This window comes from Brevundimonas mediterranea (assembly GCF_014196125.1).
GTDB classification, from domain to species: Bacteria; Pseudomonadota; Alphaproteobacteria; order Caulobacterales; family Caulobacteraceae; genus Brevundimonas; species Brevundimonas mediterranea.
Map to the genome: position 1 here is coordinate 472,992 of NZ_JACIDA010000001.1, position 18,172 is coordinate 491,163.

The window sequence follows — 18,172 nt, forward strand, 5'->3', positions numbered from 1 at the left end:
GTCAGTTCGAGCTGATCGAGGCCGTCAAGGCCTATGACCCGACCGCCGACGAAGCGCTGCTGAACCGCGCCTATGTCTATGCGATGAAGATGCACGGCTCGCAGATGCGGGCCTCGGGCGATCCCTATTTCGCCCACCCGATTCAGGTCGCGGGCATACTGACCGACTACAAGCTCGACACCGCCACCATCGTCACGGCCCTGCTGCACGACGTGGTCGAGGACACCTCGGCGACGCGTGACGACATCGCCCAGATGTTCGGCGAAGAGGTCGCCGTTCTGGTCGAAGGCGTGACCAAGCTGAGCCGGCTGGAGCTTCAGGCGGAGCACACCCGTCAGGCCGAGAACCTGCGGAAATTCATCCTGGCGATCAGCCGGGACGTGCGGGTGCTGCTGGTCAAGCTGGCCGACCGGCTGCACAACATGCGCACCCTCCAGTACGTCAAGCCGGAGAAGCGCGAGCGGATCAGCCGCGAGACCCTGGAAGTCTATGCCCCGCTGGGACGGTCGATCGGCATCCATTCGATCGCGTCCGAGCTGGAAGAACTGGCCTTCACCCATCTGAATCCGACCGCCAAGACCGCCATCGAACGGCGGCTGGAGGCGTTGAAGCTGGAACACGGTCGCGCCATCGAAGGCGTGTCCGGCGAGGTCGAGCGGGTGCTGTCCGAGGCGGGCGTCGGCGCCCATGTGTTCGGGCGGCAGAAGACGCCCTATTCGATCTGGCGTAAGCTGCAGCGCAAGTCGGTGGGCTTCTCGTCCCTGTCCGACATCTATGGTTTCCGGGTCATCGTCGAGGCGGAAGACGACTGTTATCGCGCCCTGGGCGTCATCCACCGCGAATGGCCGATGGTGCCGGAGCGGTTCAAGGATTTCATCTCGACGCCCAAGTCGAACAACTATCGCTCGCTTCACACCACCGTGGTCGGACCGCGCGGCCTCCGGATCGAGATGCAGATCCGCACCGAGGCGATGGACCGCGTGGCGGAAGACGGGGTGGCGGCCCACTGGCGCTACAAGAACAAGTCCTATGGCTTCGACCATGAAGCCATGGCCAAGGGTGGCGGACGCGACCCGCTGCAGAACCTGCGCCATCTCGTTCAGGTGATCGAACACGGCGAGGGCGGGGAAGACTGGGTCGAACACGCCAAGCTCGAAATGTACCTGGACCAGGTGTTCGTCTTTACCCCCAAGGGGCGGCTGGTGACCTTGCCGCGCGGCGGCATGCCGCTGGACTTCGCCTACGCCGTCCACACCGAGGTCGGGGACACGGCCGTGGGGGTGAAGGTCAACGGCGAACTGAAGCCGATGCGGACGCCGCTTCAGAACGGCGACGTGATCGAGATCATCCGCGGGGCCAAACGCGAAGTGCCCGCCGACTGGCGCAGTCTGACCGTCACCGGCCGGGCCCGCTCGGCCATCCGTCGGCACATTCGGACCTCGGAACGCGAGGAGTTCGTGAAATTGGGCCGGGTGGCGCTGCAGCAGACCCTGGCGCGGATCGACAAGACCCTGGCCGAGGTGTCGCTGAAGCCGATCCTGGAAACCCTGGCGGTCGCCGGCGATGATGATGTGTTCGAAAGCCTGGGCCGCGGCCGTCTGTCGCCGACGGCGGTGGCGGAGACCCTTTTCCCGGCCTTGAAGGGGCGGCTGAAGGCCGGACCCGAGAAACAGCGGATCGAAAGCGACACCGCGCGTCTGTTCGTGCGCGGCGGCGGACTGACGCCGGGCGTCAGCGTCCATTTCGGTCAGTGCTGCACCCCGGTGCCGGGCGATCGGATTGTCGGCATTCTGGAGCCGGAGATCGGCCTGACGGTCCATACGATCGACTGCCAGTCCCTGGCGGCCTTCGCCGATGACGACTCGGTCTGGCACGACCTGCAGTGGACGCCCCAGGCCGAGACAGACGCCGTGGCGGCGGTTCGACTGAATGCGACCATTCGCAACGCGCCGGGGGTGCTGGGGCAGGTGACGACCCTGATCGGCGAGGCGGGCGGCAATATCATCAACCTGTCCATGGCCTATCGCCAGCAGGATTTCTTCGATGTGACCATCGACGTCGAGGTCGAGGACGCCAAACACGCGACCATGCTCATGGCGGCGCTGCGGGCCAATCCGTCCGTCGACAACGTGGATCGCGGTCGAGGCTGAGCCTTGGACTCGACGGTTCGAGGCGCTAAGACCGCGCCATGAACACCCAAGACGTCCTCAACGAATTCCGTGACGCCGGCGCCCTGCGCGAAGGCCATTTCGTCCTGTCTTCCGGACTGCACAGCCCGGTCTTCCTGCAGAAGAACCTGGTCTTCATGCAGACGGACCGCTGTGAGCGCCTGTGCAAGGCGCTGGCCGACAAGATCGTCGCGACCGTGGGGCCGGTGGATGTCGCCATTTCGCCGGCGGTCGGCGGGATTATTCCGGGATATGAGACCGCGCGTCACCTGGGCGTGCCCTCGATGTATGTCGAGCGGGAAGGCGGGCAGTTCAAGCTGCGGCGCGGGTTCTCGGTCGAGCCGGGGCAGAAGGTTGTGATGGTCGAGGACATCGTCACCACGGGCCTGTCGTCGCGCGAATGCATCGCCGCCATCCAGGCTGCGGGAGGCGAAGTGGTCGCGGCCGCCTGTATCGTGGATCGGTCGGGCGGCAAGGCGGACGTCGGCGTGCCCCTGATCGCCCTGGCCTCGCTGGAAGTGCCGGCCTATCCGGCCGACGCCTTGCCGCCGGAATTGGCGGCTCTGCCGGTCGAGGATCCCGGCAGCCGCAGACTTTCGAAGTGATGTTCGGTTTGGCGAGGAACTGGGATGCGTGAGCGGGTCAGGCTGGGCGTCAACATCGATCATGTCGCCACCGTGCGGAATGCGCGGGGCGGGACGCATCCCGATCCGGCCCGTGCCGCCGAGGCGGCGCTGGCCGCCGGCGCCGACGGCATCACGGCCCATCTGCGCGAGGACCGTCGCCATATCACCGACGCCGACATCGATGTTCTGAGCGCCCTGTGCGCGCGGGCGGGCAAGCCCCTGAATTTCGAGATGGCGGTGACGGAGGAGATGCTGGCCATCGCCCTGCGCCATCGGCCCCACGCCGCCTGTCTGGTGCCCGAACGGCGCGAGGAGGTCACGACCGAGGGCGGTCTGGCCGTGGCGGGGCATGAGGCGCGGATCGCGCCGGTGGCTCAGGCCTTGGCCGAGGCGGGCATCCGGGTGTCCCTGTTCATCGAACCGTCGGAAGACCAGGTCGAGGCCGCCGCCGCCGTCGGCGCTCAGGTGGTGGAGTTCCACACCGGCCGCTACTGCCTGCTGACCGATCCCGGCGAGCGGGAGGTCGAGTTCGAACGGATCGCCGCCGCCGCCGCCCAGGCCGACATCCTGGGGCTTGAGGTCCATGCCGGCCATGGGCTGGACTACGATACGGCGCCGCGCATGCTGGCGATCCCCGAAGTTCGAGAGCTGAATATCGGCCATTTCCTGATCGGCGAGTCCATCTTCGTCGGCCTGGATTCCGCGATCCGACGTATGCGGGCGGCGATGGACGCTGCCCTGTGATCATCGGCGTCGGCGCGGACCTGTCGGATATTCGCCGGATCCAGGCCTCGCTGGATCGGTTCGGCGAGCGGTTCAAGCAGCGCTGTTTCACCGAAATCGAGCGGACGCGGTCGGATCGCAAGCCTGACGCCGCCTGGAGTTACGCCAAGCGGTTCGCCGCCAAGGAGGCCTGCGCCAAGGCCCTGGGCACCGGGATGCGAGCCGATGTCTATTGGCGCGACATGGGGGTGGTGAACCTGCGCTCCGGTCAGCCGACCCTGGCCCTGACGGGACATGCCGCCGACCATCTGGCGCGATTGACGCCGGCGGGTCATGAGGCGAGGATTCACCTGACCCTTAGCGATGAACACCCCTATGCACTCGCCTTCGTGGTGATCGAAGCCTTGCCGCTGTCGTAATCGCGATATACCCGTCACGAGACGACCGCGCAGACGCGGCAAGGGGATGCTTGATCGCATGAGCGAAGACCAGAAGCCGCACGACGCCGATGCTGCCCAGACCAACGCGACCGACGCCACGCCGGAGGAAGTCTTCGCCGCGTCCGAGGCCGATGCGCCTGTGGAGGCGGTGAAGGATCCCGCCGCCGAAAAGCGCCCGGTCTGGAGCGACAAGGGGGACGCGCCGTTCGAGGACGAGCCGACGACTCCGGTCTATGCGCGCAAGCCCGCCAAGAAGGCCAAGGGCGAACAGAGCGCAGGTGACGAAACGGTCGAGATCGTGAAGACGATCTTCTTCGCCCTGTTGATCGCCATGGTGCTGCGGATCTTCCTGTTCCAGCCCTTCACCATCCCGTCGGCCTCGATGGAGCCGAACCTGTACGAAGGCGACTATATCGTCGTGTCGAAATGGTCCTACGGCTATTCGAAACACTCGATCCCGTTCAGCCCGCCGCTGTTCGACGGCCGCATCATGGGTTCGGCGCCCAAGCGCGGCGATATCGTGGTGTTCAAGCTGCCGCGCGACGACAAGACCGACTTCATCAAACGGGTCATCGGCCTGCCGGGCGATCGCATCCAGATGATCGCCAACAAGCTGTATATCAACGACAAGCCGGTTCAGGACGTCGTCGTCAGCCAAGGCGAGATCGACGACATCTTCGGCGCGCACCCGATCGCCGAGGTCCGCGAGACCCTGCCGGAAGGCAAGAGCTTCATGACCCAGGACTTCGGCCCCGGCAACGACCTGGACGACACCCCGGTCTATGAGGTGCCGGTCGGCCACTACTTCATGATGGGCGACAACCGCGACAACTCGATCGACAGCCGTGTCGAACAGTCCAGCGGCGTGGGCATGGTCCCGGCCGAGAACCTGGTCGGCAAGGCGCAGATCATCCTGTTCTCGTGGAAGCCCGGATCGTCGCTGTGGAACCCCGTCAGCTGGTTCAACGTGCGGCTCGACCGGTTCTTCAACGTCCTGCACTGATGGCCAATCTACGGGCCGAGGCGGTCGCGGCGCTTCAGACACGCATTGGTCATGCCTTTAGGGATGCGGCCTTGCTGGAACGCGCCCTGACCCACGCCAGCGTGGGCGAGGGCGCGCCGGTGGGCGTGCACGGTCCGCGCGACAACGAGCGGCTGGAGTTTCTGGGCGACCGGGTGCTGGGCCTGCTGGTGGCCGAGAAACTGTCGCGGGACTATCCCACCGCCAACGAGGGCCAGCTCTCGTCCAGCCTGCACGCCCTAGTCGATAAGACCGCCTGCGCGCGCGTGGGGGAGACTCTGGGCGTCGGCGCCGCCTTGCGGCTGTCGCCGGGCGAGACCAAGACGGGGGGACGTCGCAAGGCCGGGGTCATCGCCGACGCGGTCGAGGCCATCCTGGCGGCCGTCTATCTGGACGGCGGTCTGGAAGCTGCGCGGATCTTTTTCGACAAGGCCTGGGCGGAGGAGTTTTCGGCCCCGCCGTCGCGGACCGTGACCAACCCCAAGTCGGCGCTGCAAGAGTGGGCCCAAGCCAAGGGCCGGCCGCTGCCGACCTATCGCATCGCGGATCGGACGGGTTCGGATCATGCGCCGACATTCACCGTCCAGGTGTCCGTCGAGGGCGTGGAGCCCTTGACCGCACAGGGGCGTTCGCGTCAGGAGGCGGAGAAGGCGGCCGCAACGGCTCTCCTCAAACGTGAAGGCGTCATTTGACCGATATCGAAAACCAGCGCGCGGGCTTCGCCGCCATCATCGGCGCGCCGAACGCCGGCAAGTCGACGCTGGTGAACCGGCTGACCGGATCCAAGGTCTCCATTGTCACCCAGAAGGTGCAGACGACGCGGTTCCCGGTGCGCGGCATCGCCATGGAAGGCGACGCCCAGATCGTGCTGGTGGACACCCCCGGCATCTTCACCCCGCGCCGTCGCCTGGACCGGGCCATGGTCGCCTCGGCCTGGGGCGGCGCACAGGACGCGGACGTGGTCGTCCACCTGATCGACGCCCAGTCGCACATCAACTCGGAAGGCCGTGAAGGCACGGCGGCCGACCGTCGCTCGGCCGAGGACACCGAGACCATCATCGCCAATCTTCAGTCCACGGGGACGAAGGTGATCCTGGCGCTGAACAAGATCGACGGCATGCGCCGCGACACCCTGCTGGCCCTGTCGCAGAAACTGTTCGAGAGCGGCGTGTACGACGAGGTCTATATGATCTCCGCCGCCAACGGCGACGGGGTCGAGGACCTGAAGCAGCGACTGGCGCGGTCGATGCCCCAGGGGCATTGGCTCTATCCCGAGGATCAGGCGGCGGACGTGCCCGTGCGGGTGCTGGCGGCCGAGATCACGCGCGAGAAGGTCTATCTGCGCGTCCACGAGGAACTGCCCTATTCGGCGGCGGTCGAGACCACCAGTTTCGAGGACCGCGCCGACGGCTCGGCCCGGATCGAACAGACCATCTATGTCGAGCGCGAGAGCCAGCGGCCCATCGTCCTGGGCAAGGGCGGCCAGACGCTGAAATGGATCGGCCAGAAGGCGCGCGAGGAGCTGAACGAGATCCTCGGCCGCCAGGTCCACCTGTTCCTGACCGTCAAGGTTGATCCGAAGTGGCAGGATTCACGGGCGCTCTACGCCCAGTTCGGTCTGGATTTCGACGTCTGAGTTCCCGTGTTTGAAGTGCCGCGTACCCCTGGGGGCCATCCCCGGCTCGTTCTGGGCGTCCTTGGGGCGCTGATCCTCGGCGGCGCGGTCTGGGCGGGCTTTTCGACGTCGGTCAAACCCGTCAGCGATGCGGTGCGGGCGGCGACCAGCCCCGAGACGCCGCCGCGGCCGCCGCTGGTCGTAGTCGAGGATCTGCCGCAACTGGCGGCGCGGCTGGAGCGTGAGGGCGCGGCCGGGCGGTTCATGGGCGGGGTTCTGGTGGCCAAGGGCGACCGGGTCCTGTTCCGTCAGGTCTATGGCGAGGCGAACTACGAGCAGGGCCGGCCGCTGAAGCTGGATTCCCGATTCCGGCTGGCCTCGATCTCCAAACAGTTCACGGCGACGGCCATTCTGCGTCTTCAGGATGAGGGGAAGCTGAGCGTCTCCGACCCCGTCTGCAAATGGATCCAGCCGTGTCCGAAGGCGTGGGAGTCGGTGCGGATCAGCCACCTGTTGTCGCACACCTCGGGCATCCCGGACCTGATGGCGCGGCCGGGCTGGGGCATGCGGCGGACGACGCCGGCGACCCTGGATGAGCTGACCGAGGATTCGAAGCGGTTCGGCCTGCAGTTCGCGCCGGGAACCAAGGTCCGTTACGACAATGCGGGCTTCAACCTGGCGGCGGCCATCGTCGAGAAGGCCAGCGGCCGGCCCTATCAAGCCTATATGCGCGAGACCTTCTTTGGTCCTCTGGGCATGAAGGACAGCGGGCTGGACCTGGACGGCGGCGACCATGGTGTGATCATGGGCTACGCCAACTTCCCGGCCGGACTGGCGGCCCAGCCGAACGCCAACACCTCCATCGTCGCGGGGGCGGGGGCGGTCTATTCTACCCTGGACGATCTGCTGGTCTGGCAGAGGGCGCTGCACCGGGGGGCGCTGCTGAAGCCGTTCAGCTATCAGCAGATGCTGGCCGACCACGCCCCGGCCGACACGCCCAAGGAGCGCGGCCATCCGCGCCGTGACTGGGGATACGGCGTCTTTGCGAACCGACTGGGCGATCAGGTCCGGCCCAGTTTCCAGGATCGCCAGATCTATCATACCGGCAGCTGGGGCGGGTTCCGCAATCTGATGCTGTATCAGCCCGAGGCCGATGTGACGGTGATCGTGCTGTCGAACAACTATCACCTCCGCGATCAGGTCTTTCTGATCAGCCAGCAGGCCATGGCCGAGGCCTTGGGCCGGGACTTCCCCACGACCCTGGCCCGCTGATCGGCCGTCAGGTCGGCAGCATCGACCCTGTTTCGATGTAGCGCTGATGCCAGGACAAGGCCTCGTTCAGCAGATGCGGCGATTGGAGGCCGTAGGAGCCCTTCAGCGCACGGTCGTAATAGTCGTTCAGCGCATCGCGGTATTTGGGGTGGGCGCAGTGGGCGATGATCAGCTTGGCGCGCTGTTTCGGCGACAGGCCGCGCAGGTCGGCTAGGCCCTGTTCGGTGACGATGACCTGGACGTCCTGGGTGATGTGGTCGACGTGGCTGGCCATGGGGACGATGGCCGAGATGGCGCCGCCCTTGGCCGTTGAAGGGGTCACGAAACACGAGATGAAGGCGTTGCGCGAGAAGTCGCCCGAGCCGCCGATGCCGTTCTGGATGCGTGACCCCATGACCTGGGTCGAGTTGACGTTGCCGTAGATGTCGGCCTCGATCAGGCCGTTCATGGCGATACAGCCCAGGCGGCGGATCAGTTCGGGGTGATTCGAGATTTCCTGCGGGCGCAGGATGATCTTGCCGCGGAACTGCTCCATCCGACTGTTCATATCCGCCGCCGCCTCGGGACTGAGGGAGAAGGCGGTGGCCGAGGCGACCGTCAGCTTGCCGGCGTCCAGCAGGTCCAGCATCCCGTCCTGGATCACCTCCGTATAGGCGGCCATCCGTTCGAACGGGCTGTCCATCAGGCCCGCCAGGACGGCGTTGGCGACATTGCCGACGCCGGACTGAAGCGGCAGCAGGGCGGCGGGCAGGCGGCCGACCCGGACCTCGTGTTTCAGGAACTCGATCAGGTGACCGGCGATGGCGCGGGCGTTGGCGTCCGGTGCGGCGAAGGGCAGGTTGCGGTCGGGGGCCTCGGTCTCGACGACGGCGACGATCTTGTCCGGATCGCAGCGGAAGGTCGGCTGGCCGATCAGCTGGTCGGGCCGGGTCAGGGGGATGGGCACACGGTCGGGCGGCAAGGCCGTGCCGTAATAGATGTCGTGCATCCCCTCCAGCGCCGGATTCTGCCAGGCGTTGACCTCGAGGATCACGCGCTCGGCCCGGTCCAGCCAGGTCTTGTTGTTGCCGATGGAGGAGGAGGGGACCAGGCTGCCGTCGGCGTTGATGGCCGAGACCTCGATCACGGCGGTGTCCAGGGGGCCCAGGACGCCCTGCCAGACCATGGGCGCCAGCTGGCTGAGGTGCATGTCCAGATAGTCCATCTGGCCCGAGTTGATCTTCTCACGCGCGATGGGGTCAGAGTTGTAGGGCAGGCGGCGTTCGATCCCGTTGGCCTTGGCGAGGGCGCCGTCCAGTTCCGGGCCGGTGGAGGCGCCGGTCCAGAGGTTGAGGCGGAAGGCGTCGCCGGCGGCGTGGGCGGCCTCGATCCGCGTAGCCAGGGCGGCGGGGACGGCCTTGGGATAGCCCGAGCCGGTGAAGCCGCTCATGCCCACGGTGGAGCCTGCGGGGATCAGGGCGGCGGCGTCCTGGGCGGACATCAGCCTGGAACGCAGGGCTTGGCTGCGGATGCGCGACATGGAGCTCTTTAAGGTTGCGGCCGGGGAGGGCCTGGGCGTCTCGATTAGGCGGCGCCGCTAAGGCGATCCATTCGACCTTGGTCGAGGATGGACGGTGCGTCCATGATCTCCGTCAAATGAGCCTCACGATCCGATGGAACGCCAGACGGATCATTTGGTTAGCGAGAGACCTCCAGGAAGGATCGCTATGAAAGCCCTTGTTCTGAACTGCACGCTCAAGCCGTCGCCGGAGACCTCGAGCACCGAAGCCCTCGCCCAGGTGGTGATCGACGAACTGGAGAAGGGCGGGGCCGAGGTGGAGATGGTTCGACTGGTCGACCTGAACATCAAGCCGGGCGTGAAGACGGACCAGGGGGCGGGCGACGACTGGCCCGCCGTGCATGACAAGATCATGGCCGCCAATATCGTCGTCTTCGCCACCCCGACCTGGGTCGGGCAGATGTCCAGCGTCTGCATGCGGGCGCTGGAGCGGATGGACGCCCTGTTCGAGGAGACGGACGACAGCGGACGGCCTGTGGCCTTCGGCAAGGTGGGCGGCATCGTCATCACCGGCAACGAGGACGGCGCCCACCATATCGTGGCGACGGTGTCCCAGGCCCTGATCGACATGGGGTTCACCATGGCGGCGCAGAGCTGGACCTATTGGCACCTGGGCCCAGGGCCGGGGCCGGACTATGTCGAGACCGACGACGGACACGACTACTCGGATCGGGTCGGGCGCAACGCGGCGCGCAATCTGCTGTCCTTGGCCAAAGTGCTGAAACCAGACACCTACCCCGTTCCCGAAAGCGGAGAACAGGACTAGAACAGGCGACATGATCGCCGCCCTGTTCACCGCCCTGGTCCTTCAATCCGCGCCGCCGCTGGCGGCCATGGTTCCCCCGCAGGACGACAGTATCGGCATCGCCGCCCAGCGGGGGGTGGACGAGGCGGCGGCGACCCTGGACCGGATGCACCAGGCGGCGGCGGACGCGGACGGCGCGACCTATTTCGCCCAGTTCAGCGACGGGGCCCGTTTCGTCGGCACCGACGCCTCAGAGCATTGGGACATTCCGGCCTTCAAGGCCTATGCGGAACCGATATTCGCGCGGGGGCAGGGGTGGACCTATCGCCCCTATGACCGGACCCTGATCATCTCGGGCGACTTCGCCTGGTTCGATGAGAAGCTGGACAACGACAGTTATGGCGCACTGCGGGGATCCGGGCTGCTGAGGCGGACCGGGCCGGGCGAGGTCTGGAAGATCGAACAGTATGTGCTCAGTTTCACGGTGCCGAACGACAAGGCCAGGGCGGTCGTGGACGTGATCAAGTCCGCCGCTGCCGACTGATGGATTTCCATGAAGAGGCCTTCGTTCTGTCGGCGCGGAGCCATGGCGACACCGGCGCCGTGGTGGACCTGCTGACCGAGACCCATGGCCGACGCGCGGCCTATGTGGCGGGCGGGGCGTCGCGCAAGATGCGACCCTTTCTGCAGGCCGGGGCGCGGGTGGTGGCGGACTATCGCGCGCGGACGTCGGACCATCTGGGTGGGGCTCGGCTGGAGCCGGTGGGCGAGGGGCCCAGCGCCCTGTTCGACGACGCCCTGGCCCTGACCGGCCTAGCGGCGGCGGCGGGGGTGGCCCAGGGCGCTCTGCCCGAGCGCGAGCCTCATCCCGGCGTCTTCCTGGCCTTCGAAGCCCTGATGGGGGCCTTCGCCCTGCCGGATGTCTGGCCGGCCATCTTCGTGCGGTTCGAGGCGGGACTGCTGGAGGATCTGGGGTTCGGGCTGGATCTGTCGAAATGCGCGGCGACCGGGACGGCGGACGACCTGATCTATGTCAGCCCTCGCACCGGACGGGCGGTCAGCCGCGCGGCCGGCGCCCCCTATGCTGACAAGATGCTGGCCCTGCCGCCCTTCATGCTGGGCGCGCAGGCGGGACTGGTCGAGGGGGACGTCAAGGCGGGATTCGACCTGACGGGGCATTTCCTGGAGCAGTTCGTCTTTCATCCACAAAACAAGCCCCTGCCGGCCGCGCGGGTCTGGATGCTGGATCGGCTGGCCGAGACCGGACGTCTTTAAGCGACGGCCTTGGTTCAACGCCTCGCAAGCGTGAGGCGCGACGTTCGCCTGAACCCTTCTTCAAGCCCGCCTTGAAAAACAACCATGGGAATTCACGCCAGGCGATATGGCGCGTCATGGTTGTGGGGGTCGACTTTCAACGGGGCCACGCGACCCTCCATCCGAGGCCTCAATCGAATGGAAGGAGACAACCATGGCTATTCCGACCCCGGTGAACGGTCAGATCACCGACGCCGTCACCCAGGCGAACGTGAAGGTCCTTGGCGACGCCCCGGCGATGGCCATGGGCGCGATCTATCAGTCGCTCGCCCACTCCACCGGCATTCTTTACGAGAACGCGACCTCCTCGCAGCAGCAGCTGGCGATCGCCGCCCAGGCCGCGACCAATCAGGGCGTGATCCAGATCTACAGCGTCGACACCATGGCCGGCGCGGTCGCCACATCGAAGATCGCCCAGTCGGATACGCCCGACAACATGATGGCTCTGCTGACGGCCCTGCGCGCCGTCGGTCCCACGGCCGCGGTTTCCTGATTTTTCCGTCCCGCAAAACCCAAAACAGAAGGACTTGAGACATGGCGCTTCCGACACCCGTCAACGGCATGATCACCGACGCCGTCACCCAGGCCAACGTCAAGGTGCTGGGCGACGCCCCGGCCATGGCCATGGGGGCGATTTACCAGTCGCTCGCCCACTCCACCGGCATTCTCTACGAAAACGCCGCCTCTTCGCAGCAGCAACTGGCCATCGCCGGCCAGGCCGCGACCAATCAGGGCGTGATCCAGATCTACAGCGTCGACACCATGGCCGGCGCGGTCGCGGCCAGCAAGATCAGCCAGTCGGACACGCCTGACAATCTGCTGTCCCTGCTGACGGCCCTGCGCGCCACGGCGGCCTGACGCCGCCCCTGGATATCCGTGACGGCTGCGGCGGGAGGCTGGCGCCCGCCGCACCACCCCCTGGAGGACGACCATGGTCGAGGCGAAGATGAACGAGAAGACGGCGGAAAAATCCGCACAGACCCTCGGCGACTTCGAGGAGATTCTGAAGCTCATGCTGGAGCTCAGCAAGAACCCCGCGACGGCCCCCACGGCGGAATCGGTCGCCAACACCCTGCTGACCGTCATCGGCTCGGGGCCCAGCTTCGCGGCGATGCAGAGCCTGGTGGCCGCCAATCAGGCCAGTGGGATGATGTATCACAACGCCGTCGCCAACCAGCAGACCACCAACATCCTGGGCATGGTCGCGACCATGAACTGCGTCCAGGCGCTGATGGACAAGCCGTCCGTCATCCCTTGGCCGGACATCGGTCCGCGTCGTGAGGAGCCGTTCGAATGACACGCGAGGAAAAGCGATTGAGAACCGAAGAGGGGCTCGCCGTTGCGGCCTGTCGGGACGACGCCCTGCTGCTGTGCGCCGGCGCCGGCGTGTGCAACGCCGGTCTGATCACCATCATGGCCTCGGCGGACGCCTTTGCTGCGCGCCTGGCCGCCTCGACGCAGCATGCGGCGGAACTGTCGACGCTGCAGATCCGGCAACTGGCGACCAGCCTGGCCGACATGCAGCAGGTTCGCACGGTCCGGACCGCCGATGTCGGCGTGCGGTCGGTGTCGCAAGTTCGTCAGGAGCCTGCGCCATCGGCCTTCTACGGCGCGCCGGTCGTCACCTGAGCATCAAGAAAAGGGGGAGGCTTCGTCATGAGCGACACCGTCAACGCACAGATCACCGACGCCGTCACCCAGACCAACGTCAAGGTGCTGGGCGAGGGGCCGGCGGAAGCCATGGCCGTATCGGTCCAGGCTGTGGCGCACGCCACCAGCCTGTCGGTCGAGAACGCCAGCCAGACCCAGGGGGGCATGCAGCAGATTAACAACGCCGCCGTCGGCGCCCTGATCGCCAAGATCCTCGAAATCGCGGTCTGAACCATGGCCTATCCGACCGCCGTGAACAGTCAGATCACCGATGCGGTGACGCAGCAGAACCTGATGGTCCTGGGCGCCGCATCGACGATCGCCATGGGCTCGATCTACCAGAGCGCGGCCCATTCGACGGCGATCGTGTTCGAGAACGCGGTCCAGGCCCAGCGCCAGGCCTCGATCTGCGCCCAGGCCGCCACCAACCAGGGCGTGATGCAGGTCTATGAGATGGGCAGCATGGTCTCGGCCATCGCCACCACGCGGATCGCCGCCCGACCGCCGACGCCCAGCCCGCTCGAAAACGCCCTTGTGCTGCTTATCGCCGCCAAACTGCTGAATCTCTAGAATTGTCAGGATCTGAACCATGGCCGCCGACACGCCCGTCAACTCGCAAGTCACCGACGCGGTCACCCAGACCAACGTCAAGGTGCTGGGCGAAGCGCCGGCCCAATCGATGGCGCTGGTCTATCAGAGCATGGCCCATTCGATTTCCCTGGCCATGCAGAACGCCCAGCAGGCGCAAGGGGGGCTGCAGCAGATCGGCAACGCCGTCACCTCCAGCGCCGTCACCATGATCATGAACGCGGCGCAGAAATAGCGCCTTCATCTGAAACGAGAGCTTTCGCGCCGTGACCGAACCGACCGTCAACAGCCAGATCAAGGACGCCGTTCAGACCTCGACGAACTGGGCGCTGGGGTTCGCGCCCCTCGAGCAGGGCACGCCCTCGACCTCGACGCGCGTCTCGGCCGGCGGCGCCATCGCCTACGACAAGGCCACCCAGGCGGCGGCTCTGTCGGTGCAGGACGCCGCCGATTACCAGCGCAACATGCTGTCCATCAGCACCACCGTCCAGGGCAAGGCCATGGCCATGATGCTGGCGTCGGGCGGGATGAACGAACCGGCGCTTGTCGCCTACGCCATGGCCCTGGTCAGTTCGTTCGCGGCGCCGATCGCGGCAGGCCTGGCGGCCGAATCCGTCACCACGGCGGTCAAGACCTTTCCCAGAAACTAGTCGAAGAGAGAAGGAGCAGCCATGTCCCGTTTGACCCTATCGAAGATGAGCGACGCCGAGGCCGTCGTCCAGGAAGCGGAAACGCTGGAATGGGAGACGCGATGCGAGACGGAGCGGTGGAGAGACGCCGCCGAGGACAGGCCCTCGGCCGAACGGTTCGAGGAAAGCCAGTCCAGATATCAGGACCTGCGTGCTGCGGCGGAGGCGATGGTCGCCATCCTGTACCGGATGCAGGAGCCGTTGCTGACCGATCCCTATGCGCCCTGGGCGGCGAAGCTGATGGTCAAGGCGCGCGGCCTGCTGACCGATATCGAAGACGGCGAGCTGGTCGAGAAGATCTCGTTCGTCTCCGCCGGCTCCGACAAGGAATGAGGCCGGACAGGAGGGTTTGATGACAGACGATTCTCCTACGCCTGAGGCCGCCTCCGGGTCGCAGGTTCCGGCTGCGGATCCCATCGTCGTGGCGGCCCGCCGGATGGTCGCCGAGGTCTTCAGGACCTCGGCCGCGCGTCTGCCCGAGCTGCTGGCGGCTCAGTCGCCGCCGGATACGCCGATTCCCCAGTTCACCGAGGCCATGATCGAGCAGCTTCAGGCGCAGCTGACGCGGGCTCTGGGGCTGCCGCCCGATGAAGACGGATCCGCCCGATGACGGATGCTCAAAGGGCGACGGGGCGGCATCTCTATGACTCCATATCGGAGCAGAAACACACGGTCGTCGACAGTTTCGCCGATCAGCGCGAGCTGTTGAAACGGGCCGTCGCCGAGCAACGCCTGGCGGCCATGCCCGAGGACATGCAGCGCGCGGCGAGGGGGCCTTCCGCCCAGGTCAGTCTCGAGATCGTCGAGGCCTTGCAGAAGATCATCGCGCGCGAGGTGACGCGGCAGTTGGACCTCGCGATCTGCGCAATGATCGAACGGACCGCCGCATCGCCATCGGCTGCCGCGCCGACTGACGGGGCGTCAGGCGGCCAGTAGCCGTCAGTATTTTCCAGCACCGCATCAAACGGCTTCACAAAAAGCAAAGACACCCGTCTAAGTAGTTATAACGGGGGTTTTACAAACTCTGGTTGATGCGACGTCGGCGGTCCAGAATCGCGACGAGACCTCGACCGATACGCCCCGTTGGTTCTGCAGGCCAAGCGTAGGGGGCGAGCTCGTTTTGAGCTTGACGGTCACTCCCCACGCCGAGGGGGAGTGACGGATATGAATGTCGTCCGGTTGTTTCCGGATTGGGAGACGGAAAGCGGAGAGGAAAAGGCGCCAGCGTCGCCTTCGCCGCCTGAGCGGCGTTCTGCTTCCCATCGTTCAGCGCCGCGTACGCCGTCTCCTGTCGAGATTCTGGCCCGAGCGGCCGGCGGCGATCGGGGCGGGGTTCCAAAAGCCGGGTTGACGCCTGCGGGCGTGATCGCGCGCGCTCTGGACCGGCCGCCGTCAATGGACCGCTTCTGGTCGATTTGGATGGCGCATCAGAACAGTCTGCGGCAGCGAAGCCTGCGGCTCTCCGGCGGCAATCGGGCCGACGCCGAGGACGCGTTGAGCGCGGCCATGGTGCGGGCGGCCCAGGCCTTTGACCGTCAGCCGGTGCAGAATCCCGGGGCCTGGCTGGTGCGGATCCTGCACAACGCCTGCATGGATCAGCACCGCCAGAACGCCAATCGCATTCCTATCGCGACAGAGGACGCCGATCTGCCGCCGCCGTCCGCGGCCGCCTGGGTCAAGGCGGCGCCGTCGCCGGAGGAGGCGCTGTCGCAGCAGGAAAGCGATGCAGCCTGGGGCCGGGCCATGAACGCTCTTCCGGCCGCCCTGGTCGAGCCCTTGCGGCTCCATCTCGACGACTGGAGCGACGAACGGATCGCCGCCCATCTGAACATCAGCCGGGAACTGGTGCGCAAGCGTCGCCAGTTGGCGAAGAACCGGTTGAGACTGCTGCTGGATCTCTAGCCGAAGGTGAAGGCGAAGACCTGGACGCCGGGGTCGAGGAATTCGATCTCGAAGGTGCGTTCGCGAACGGGGCCTGACTGGCGGATCAACTGATACAGGCGCTGATCGTCGATGCGGCCCACGCCCTGGGCGTCGATGTCGGAGCCGGCGTCGGCGCCGGGCGCCTGACCGTCGATCAGGACGCGGAAACGCGGCGTCGCGCCGGTCGCGCCCGGCCCCATGACCAGGTGCAGGTCACGCGCCTTGAATCGGAAGGAGACCCGTCCGCCCGCCGTCGCCAATTCGGCGTGCTCACGCGTCACGCGCCAGCGCCCGACCAGGCTCCAGTCGTTCAGGTCCAGCGGGCTGGCGACATAGGTCTTGACGGCGTCTCGGGCGAGGCCGCCCGGGGAACGGAAGTTTTCAGCGCGGGCGTAGCCGACATAGGTCTCGGGCGAACCGAGCTGGTCCATGGCGGCGGCGGCCTCGGCGCCCTGGGCCTGAATCTGGACGACGTCGGCGGCGACATCGGCGGCCCCGGCTTCCTTGAGCAATTGCTGGATGACCCTTTCCGAGCCCTCATAGTCGCCCTCGCCGAAATGGTGGTGGCGGATGCGGCCCTGGGCGTCGATGAAATAGTGGGCGGGCCAGTACTGGTTCTTGAAGGCGCGCCAGATGGCGAAGTCGTTGTCCATGGCGACCGGATAGTCGACGCCCAGGCGACGGACGGCGTCGCGGACGTTGGCCTCGGATTTCTCGAAGGCGAATTCGGGCGTGTGGACGCCGATGACGACCAGGCCCTGGTCCTTGTACTTCTCGGCCCAGGCGCGGACGTAGGGCAGGGCGCGCAGGCAGTTGATGCAGGAGTAGGTCCAGAAATCGACCACCACCACCTTGCCGCGCAGTTGTTCGGGCGTCAGGGGCGGAGAGTTGATCCAGGTGGTGGCGCCGGTCAGGGGCGGCATGGTCCCCTCGACCGGCAGGTTGGCTAGGTCCGTCGGCGCTGCGTTCGTGGGCACGCCGCGACCGATGCTGCTGAGCAACGCCTGTTCCAGTCGTCCGGTGCTTCCGGCCGAAATCCGGGTCAGCAGGCCCGTGTCTAGGCCCAGACCGATGGCGACCACGCCGATCAGCACCAAGGCGCCCAGGCCGCGCCGCACCCATTCGCCGAGGCCCAGCGCGCCCTTCATGGCCTTGAACACCCGTCCGCCCACCAGCAGGGCCAAGGCCAGGGAGGTGGCGGCGCCCGCCGCATAGGCCAGCAACAGAACGGTCGAGCCGACGCCGGCGCCCTGCAAGGCCGCGCCGGTCAGGATGACGCCCAGTATGGGGCCCGCGCAGGGCGCCCAAAGCAGGCCGGTGGCCACGCCCAGCAGCAAGGAGGCGCGGACGTCGCCCTGATCGCCCGCGCCGCGCTCAACGCGGTCGGTCAGCCAGGAGCCGGCCGCCACGAAGGGGCGCATCAACCGATCCCCGATGGAGGGCACGAGCAGGCTGAGGCCCAGGACGGCCATGACCGCGAGCGCGATCCAGCGGCCGACCTCATTGGCCCGCACGGCCCAGCCGCCGCCCAGGGCTGCCAGCGTCGCCACGCCGGCGAAGGTGACCGCCATGCCGACCAGCAGGGGCAGGCCATTGCGCACGAACGGCCGGCCGGCGCGGGCGAAGACGAAGGGCAGGACGGGCAGGATACAGGGGCTGACGATGGTCAGGGCGCCGGCCAGATAGGAGAGCAGGAACAGGATCATGGAGGCGGCCTGACGTGACGGGATCACTCACATACGAAGCGGAGAGGCGTTCGGTTACCCTTTGGCGCACGATCTCCCACAGATAGACGCCCTGTCTTGTCTCGAACGGGCTAGACTTCGCGCTTCCGATCCCC

At 66.7% G+C, this 18,172-nt stretch carries 25 protein-coding genes; 23 read left to right on the forward strand and 2 right to left on the reverse strand.

Features of this window, described 5'->3' with window-relative positions:
* Positions 1 to 83: 83 nt before the first annotated feature.
* From GGR11_RS02385 to GGR11_RS02420, 8 genes are read left to right on the forward strand one after another with little or no spacing between them, the layout of a single operon-like run.
* Positions 84 to 2,150 (forward strand): RelA/SpoT family protein, encoded by a 2,067-nt coding sequence (locus GGR11_RS02385; RefSeq protein ID WP_183195238.1) that lies wholly within the window; start codon positions 84 to 86, stop codon positions 2,148 to 2,150.
* Positions 2,151 to 2,188: 38 nt separating this feature from the next.
* Positions 2,189 to 2,773: an orotate phosphoribosyltransferase gene (gene pyrE / locus GGR11_RS02390; RefSeq protein WP_008264313.1), complete on the forward strand. Its 585-nt coding sequence runs from the start codon at positions 2,189 to 2,191 to the stop codon at positions 2,771 to 2,773.
* Between the two features lie 24 nt (positions 2,774 to 2,797).
* Positions 2,798 to 3,538 (forward strand): pyridoxine 5'-phosphate synthase, encoded by a 741-nt coding sequence (locus tag GGR11_RS02395; RefSeq protein WP_008264343.1) that lies wholly within the window; start codon positions 2,798 to 2,800, stop codon positions 3,536 to 3,538.
* Entirely contained in the window at positions 3,535 to 3,936 is a 402-nt protein-coding gene (gene acpS / locus GGR11_RS02400) for a holo-ACP synthase (RefSeq protein WP_183195239.1), read from the forward strand. The genes GGR11_RS02395 and acpS overlap by 4 nt, the downstream gene beginning before the upstream one ends.
* A 58-nt stretch (positions 3,937 to 3,994) precedes the next feature.
* Entirely contained in the window at positions 3,995 to 4,960 is a 966-nt protein-coding gene (gene lepB, locus GGR11_RS02405; RefSeq protein ID WP_230307628.1) for a signal peptidase I, read from the forward strand.
* Positions 4,960 to 5,670, forward strand: coding sequence for a ribonuclease III (gene rnc, locus GGR11_RS02410; protein WP_183195241.1), 711 nt, complete (start codon positions 4,960 to 4,962; stop codon positions 5,668 to 5,670). Before lepB ends, rnc begins: the two co-directional genes overlap by 1 nt.
* Positions 5,667 to 6,614: a GTPase Era gene (gene era / locus GGR11_RS02415; protein WP_183195242.1), complete on the forward strand. Its 948-nt coding sequence runs from the start codon at positions 5,667 to 5,669 to the stop codon at positions 6,612 to 6,614. Before rnc ends, era begins: the two co-directional genes overlap by 4 nt.
* Before the next feature lie 15 nt (positions 6,615 to 6,629).
* Complete coding sequence (locus tag GGR11_RS02420) at positions 6,630 to 7,865, forward strand: serine hydrolase domain-containing protein (RefSeq protein ID WP_343051051.1); 1,236 nt, start codon at positions 6,630 to 6,632, stop codon at positions 7,863 to 7,865.
* A 7-nt stretch (positions 7,866 to 7,872) separates the two neighbouring features.
* Here the strand turns inward: GGR11_RS02420 and scpC are convergent, their stop codons facing one another.
* The gene (scpC, locus tag GGR11_RS02425) at positions 7,873 to 9,384 is read right to left on the reverse strand and encodes a succinyl-CoA:acetate CoA-transferase ScpC (RefSeq protein ID WP_183195244.1); all 1,512 of its coding nucleotides are present in this window, start codon (positions 9,382 to 9,384) and stop codon (positions 7,873 to 7,875) included.
* Positions 9,385 to 9,571: 187 nt separating this feature from the next.
* On the opposite strand from scpC, the gene GGR11_RS02430 reads away from it, so the two are divergent.
* The 15 genes from GGR11_RS02430 to GGR11_RS02500 all read left to right on the forward strand — a co-directional run bounded on the left by GGR11_RS02430 (position 9,572) and on the right by GGR11_RS02500 (position 16,311).
* Entirely contained in the window at positions 9,572 to 10,189 is a 618-nt protein-coding gene (locus tag GGR11_RS02430; protein WP_183195245.1) for a flavodoxin family protein, read from the forward strand.
* Between the two features lie 10 nt (positions 10,190 to 10,199).
* The gene (locus GGR11_RS02435; RefSeq protein ID WP_246331497.1) at positions 10,200 to 10,712 is read left to right on the forward strand and encodes a nuclear transport factor 2 family protein; all 513 of its coding nucleotides are present in this window, start codon (positions 10,200 to 10,202) and stop codon (positions 10,710 to 10,712) included.
* Positions 10,712 to 11,443: a DNA repair protein RecO gene (gene recO, locus GGR11_RS02440; RefSeq protein WP_183195246.1), complete on the forward strand. Its 732-nt coding sequence runs from the start codon at positions 10,712 to 10,714 to the stop codon at positions 11,441 to 11,443. Before GGR11_RS02435 ends, recO begins: the two co-directional genes overlap by 1 nt.
* A 193-nt stretch (positions 11,444 to 11,636) precedes the next feature.
* Positions 11,637 to 11,975: a RebB family R body protein gene (locus GGR11_RS02445; protein WP_008262254.1), complete on the forward strand. Its 339-nt coding sequence runs from the start codon at positions 11,637 to 11,639 to the stop codon at positions 11,973 to 11,975.
* Positions 11,976 to 12,016: 41 nt separating this feature from the next.
* Positions 12,017 to 12,340 (forward strand): RebB family R body protein, encoded by a 324-nt coding sequence (locus GGR11_RS02450; protein ID WP_008259391.1) that lies wholly within the window; start codon positions 12,017 to 12,019, stop codon positions 12,338 to 12,340.
* Between the two features lie 73 nt (positions 12,341 to 12,413).
* Entirely contained in the window at positions 12,414 to 12,779 is a 366-nt protein-coding gene (locus GGR11_RS02455; RefSeq protein ID WP_035310418.1) for a RebB family R body protein, read from the forward strand.
* Positions 12,776 to 13,111, forward strand: coding sequence for a hypothetical protein (locus tag GGR11_RS02460; RefSeq protein WP_183195247.1), 336 nt, complete (start codon positions 12,776 to 12,778; stop codon positions 13,109 to 13,111). Before GGR11_RS02455 ends, GGR11_RS02460 begins: the two co-directional genes overlap by 4 nt.
* A 27-nt stretch (positions 13,112 to 13,138) precedes the next feature.
* On the forward strand, positions 13,139 to 13,363 hold the full coding sequence (locus tag GGR11_RS02465; RefSeq protein WP_008260453.1) for a RebB family R body protein: 225 nt from the start codon (positions 13,139 to 13,141) through the stop codon (positions 13,361 to 13,363).
* A gap of 3 nt (positions 13,364 to 13,366) precedes the next feature.
* Complete coding sequence (locus GGR11_RS02470) at positions 13,367 to 13,702, forward strand: RebB family R body protein (protein WP_183195248.1); 336 nt, start codon at positions 13,367 to 13,369, stop codon at positions 13,700 to 13,702.
* 19 nt (positions 13,703 to 13,721) lie between these two features.
* Positions 13,722 to 13,955: a RebB family R body protein gene (locus GGR11_RS02475; RefSeq protein ID WP_008262209.1), complete on the forward strand. Its 234-nt coding sequence runs from the start codon at positions 13,722 to 13,724 to the stop codon at positions 13,953 to 13,955.
* A gap of 31 nt (positions 13,956 to 13,986) precedes the next feature.
* Entirely contained in the window at positions 13,987 to 14,370 is a 384-nt protein-coding gene (locus GGR11_RS02480; protein ID WP_008259273.1) for a hypothetical protein, read from the forward strand.
* A gap of 21 nt (positions 14,371 to 14,391) precedes the next feature.
* Positions 14,392 to 14,742: a hypothetical protein gene (locus GGR11_RS02485; protein WP_183195249.1), complete on the forward strand. Its 351-nt coding sequence runs from the start codon at positions 14,392 to 14,394 to the stop codon at positions 14,740 to 14,742.
* A 19-nt stretch (positions 14,743 to 14,761) separates the two neighbouring features.
* Positions 14,762 to 15,019 (forward strand): hypothetical protein, encoded by a 258-nt coding sequence (locus GGR11_RS02490; protein ID WP_183195250.1) that lies wholly within the window; start codon positions 14,762 to 14,764, stop codon positions 15,017 to 15,019.
* Positions 15,016 to 15,345, forward strand: a complete 330-nt coding sequence (locus GGR11_RS02495; protein WP_183195251.1) for a hypothetical protein — start codon at positions 15,016 to 15,018, stop codon at positions 15,343 to 15,345. Before GGR11_RS02490 ends, GGR11_RS02495 begins: the two co-directional genes overlap by 4 nt.
* Positions 15,346 to 15,771: 426 nt before the next feature.
* Entirely contained in the window at positions 15,772 to 16,311 is a 540-nt protein-coding gene (locus tag GGR11_RS02500) for a sigma-70 family RNA polymerase sigma factor (RefSeq protein ID WP_183195252.1), read from the forward strand.
* On the opposite strand, the gene GGR11_RS02505 is transcribed toward GGR11_RS02500, so the two are convergent.
* On the reverse strand, positions 16,308 to 18,038 hold the full coding sequence (locus tag GGR11_RS02505; protein WP_183195253.1) for a cytochrome c biogenesis protein DipZ: 1,731 nt from the start codon (positions 18,036 to 18,038) through the stop codon (positions 16,308 to 16,310). The two genes, GGR11_RS02500 and GGR11_RS02505, sit on opposite strands and share 4 nt — an antisense overlap.
* Positions 18,039 to 18,172: the final 134 nt, after the last annotated feature.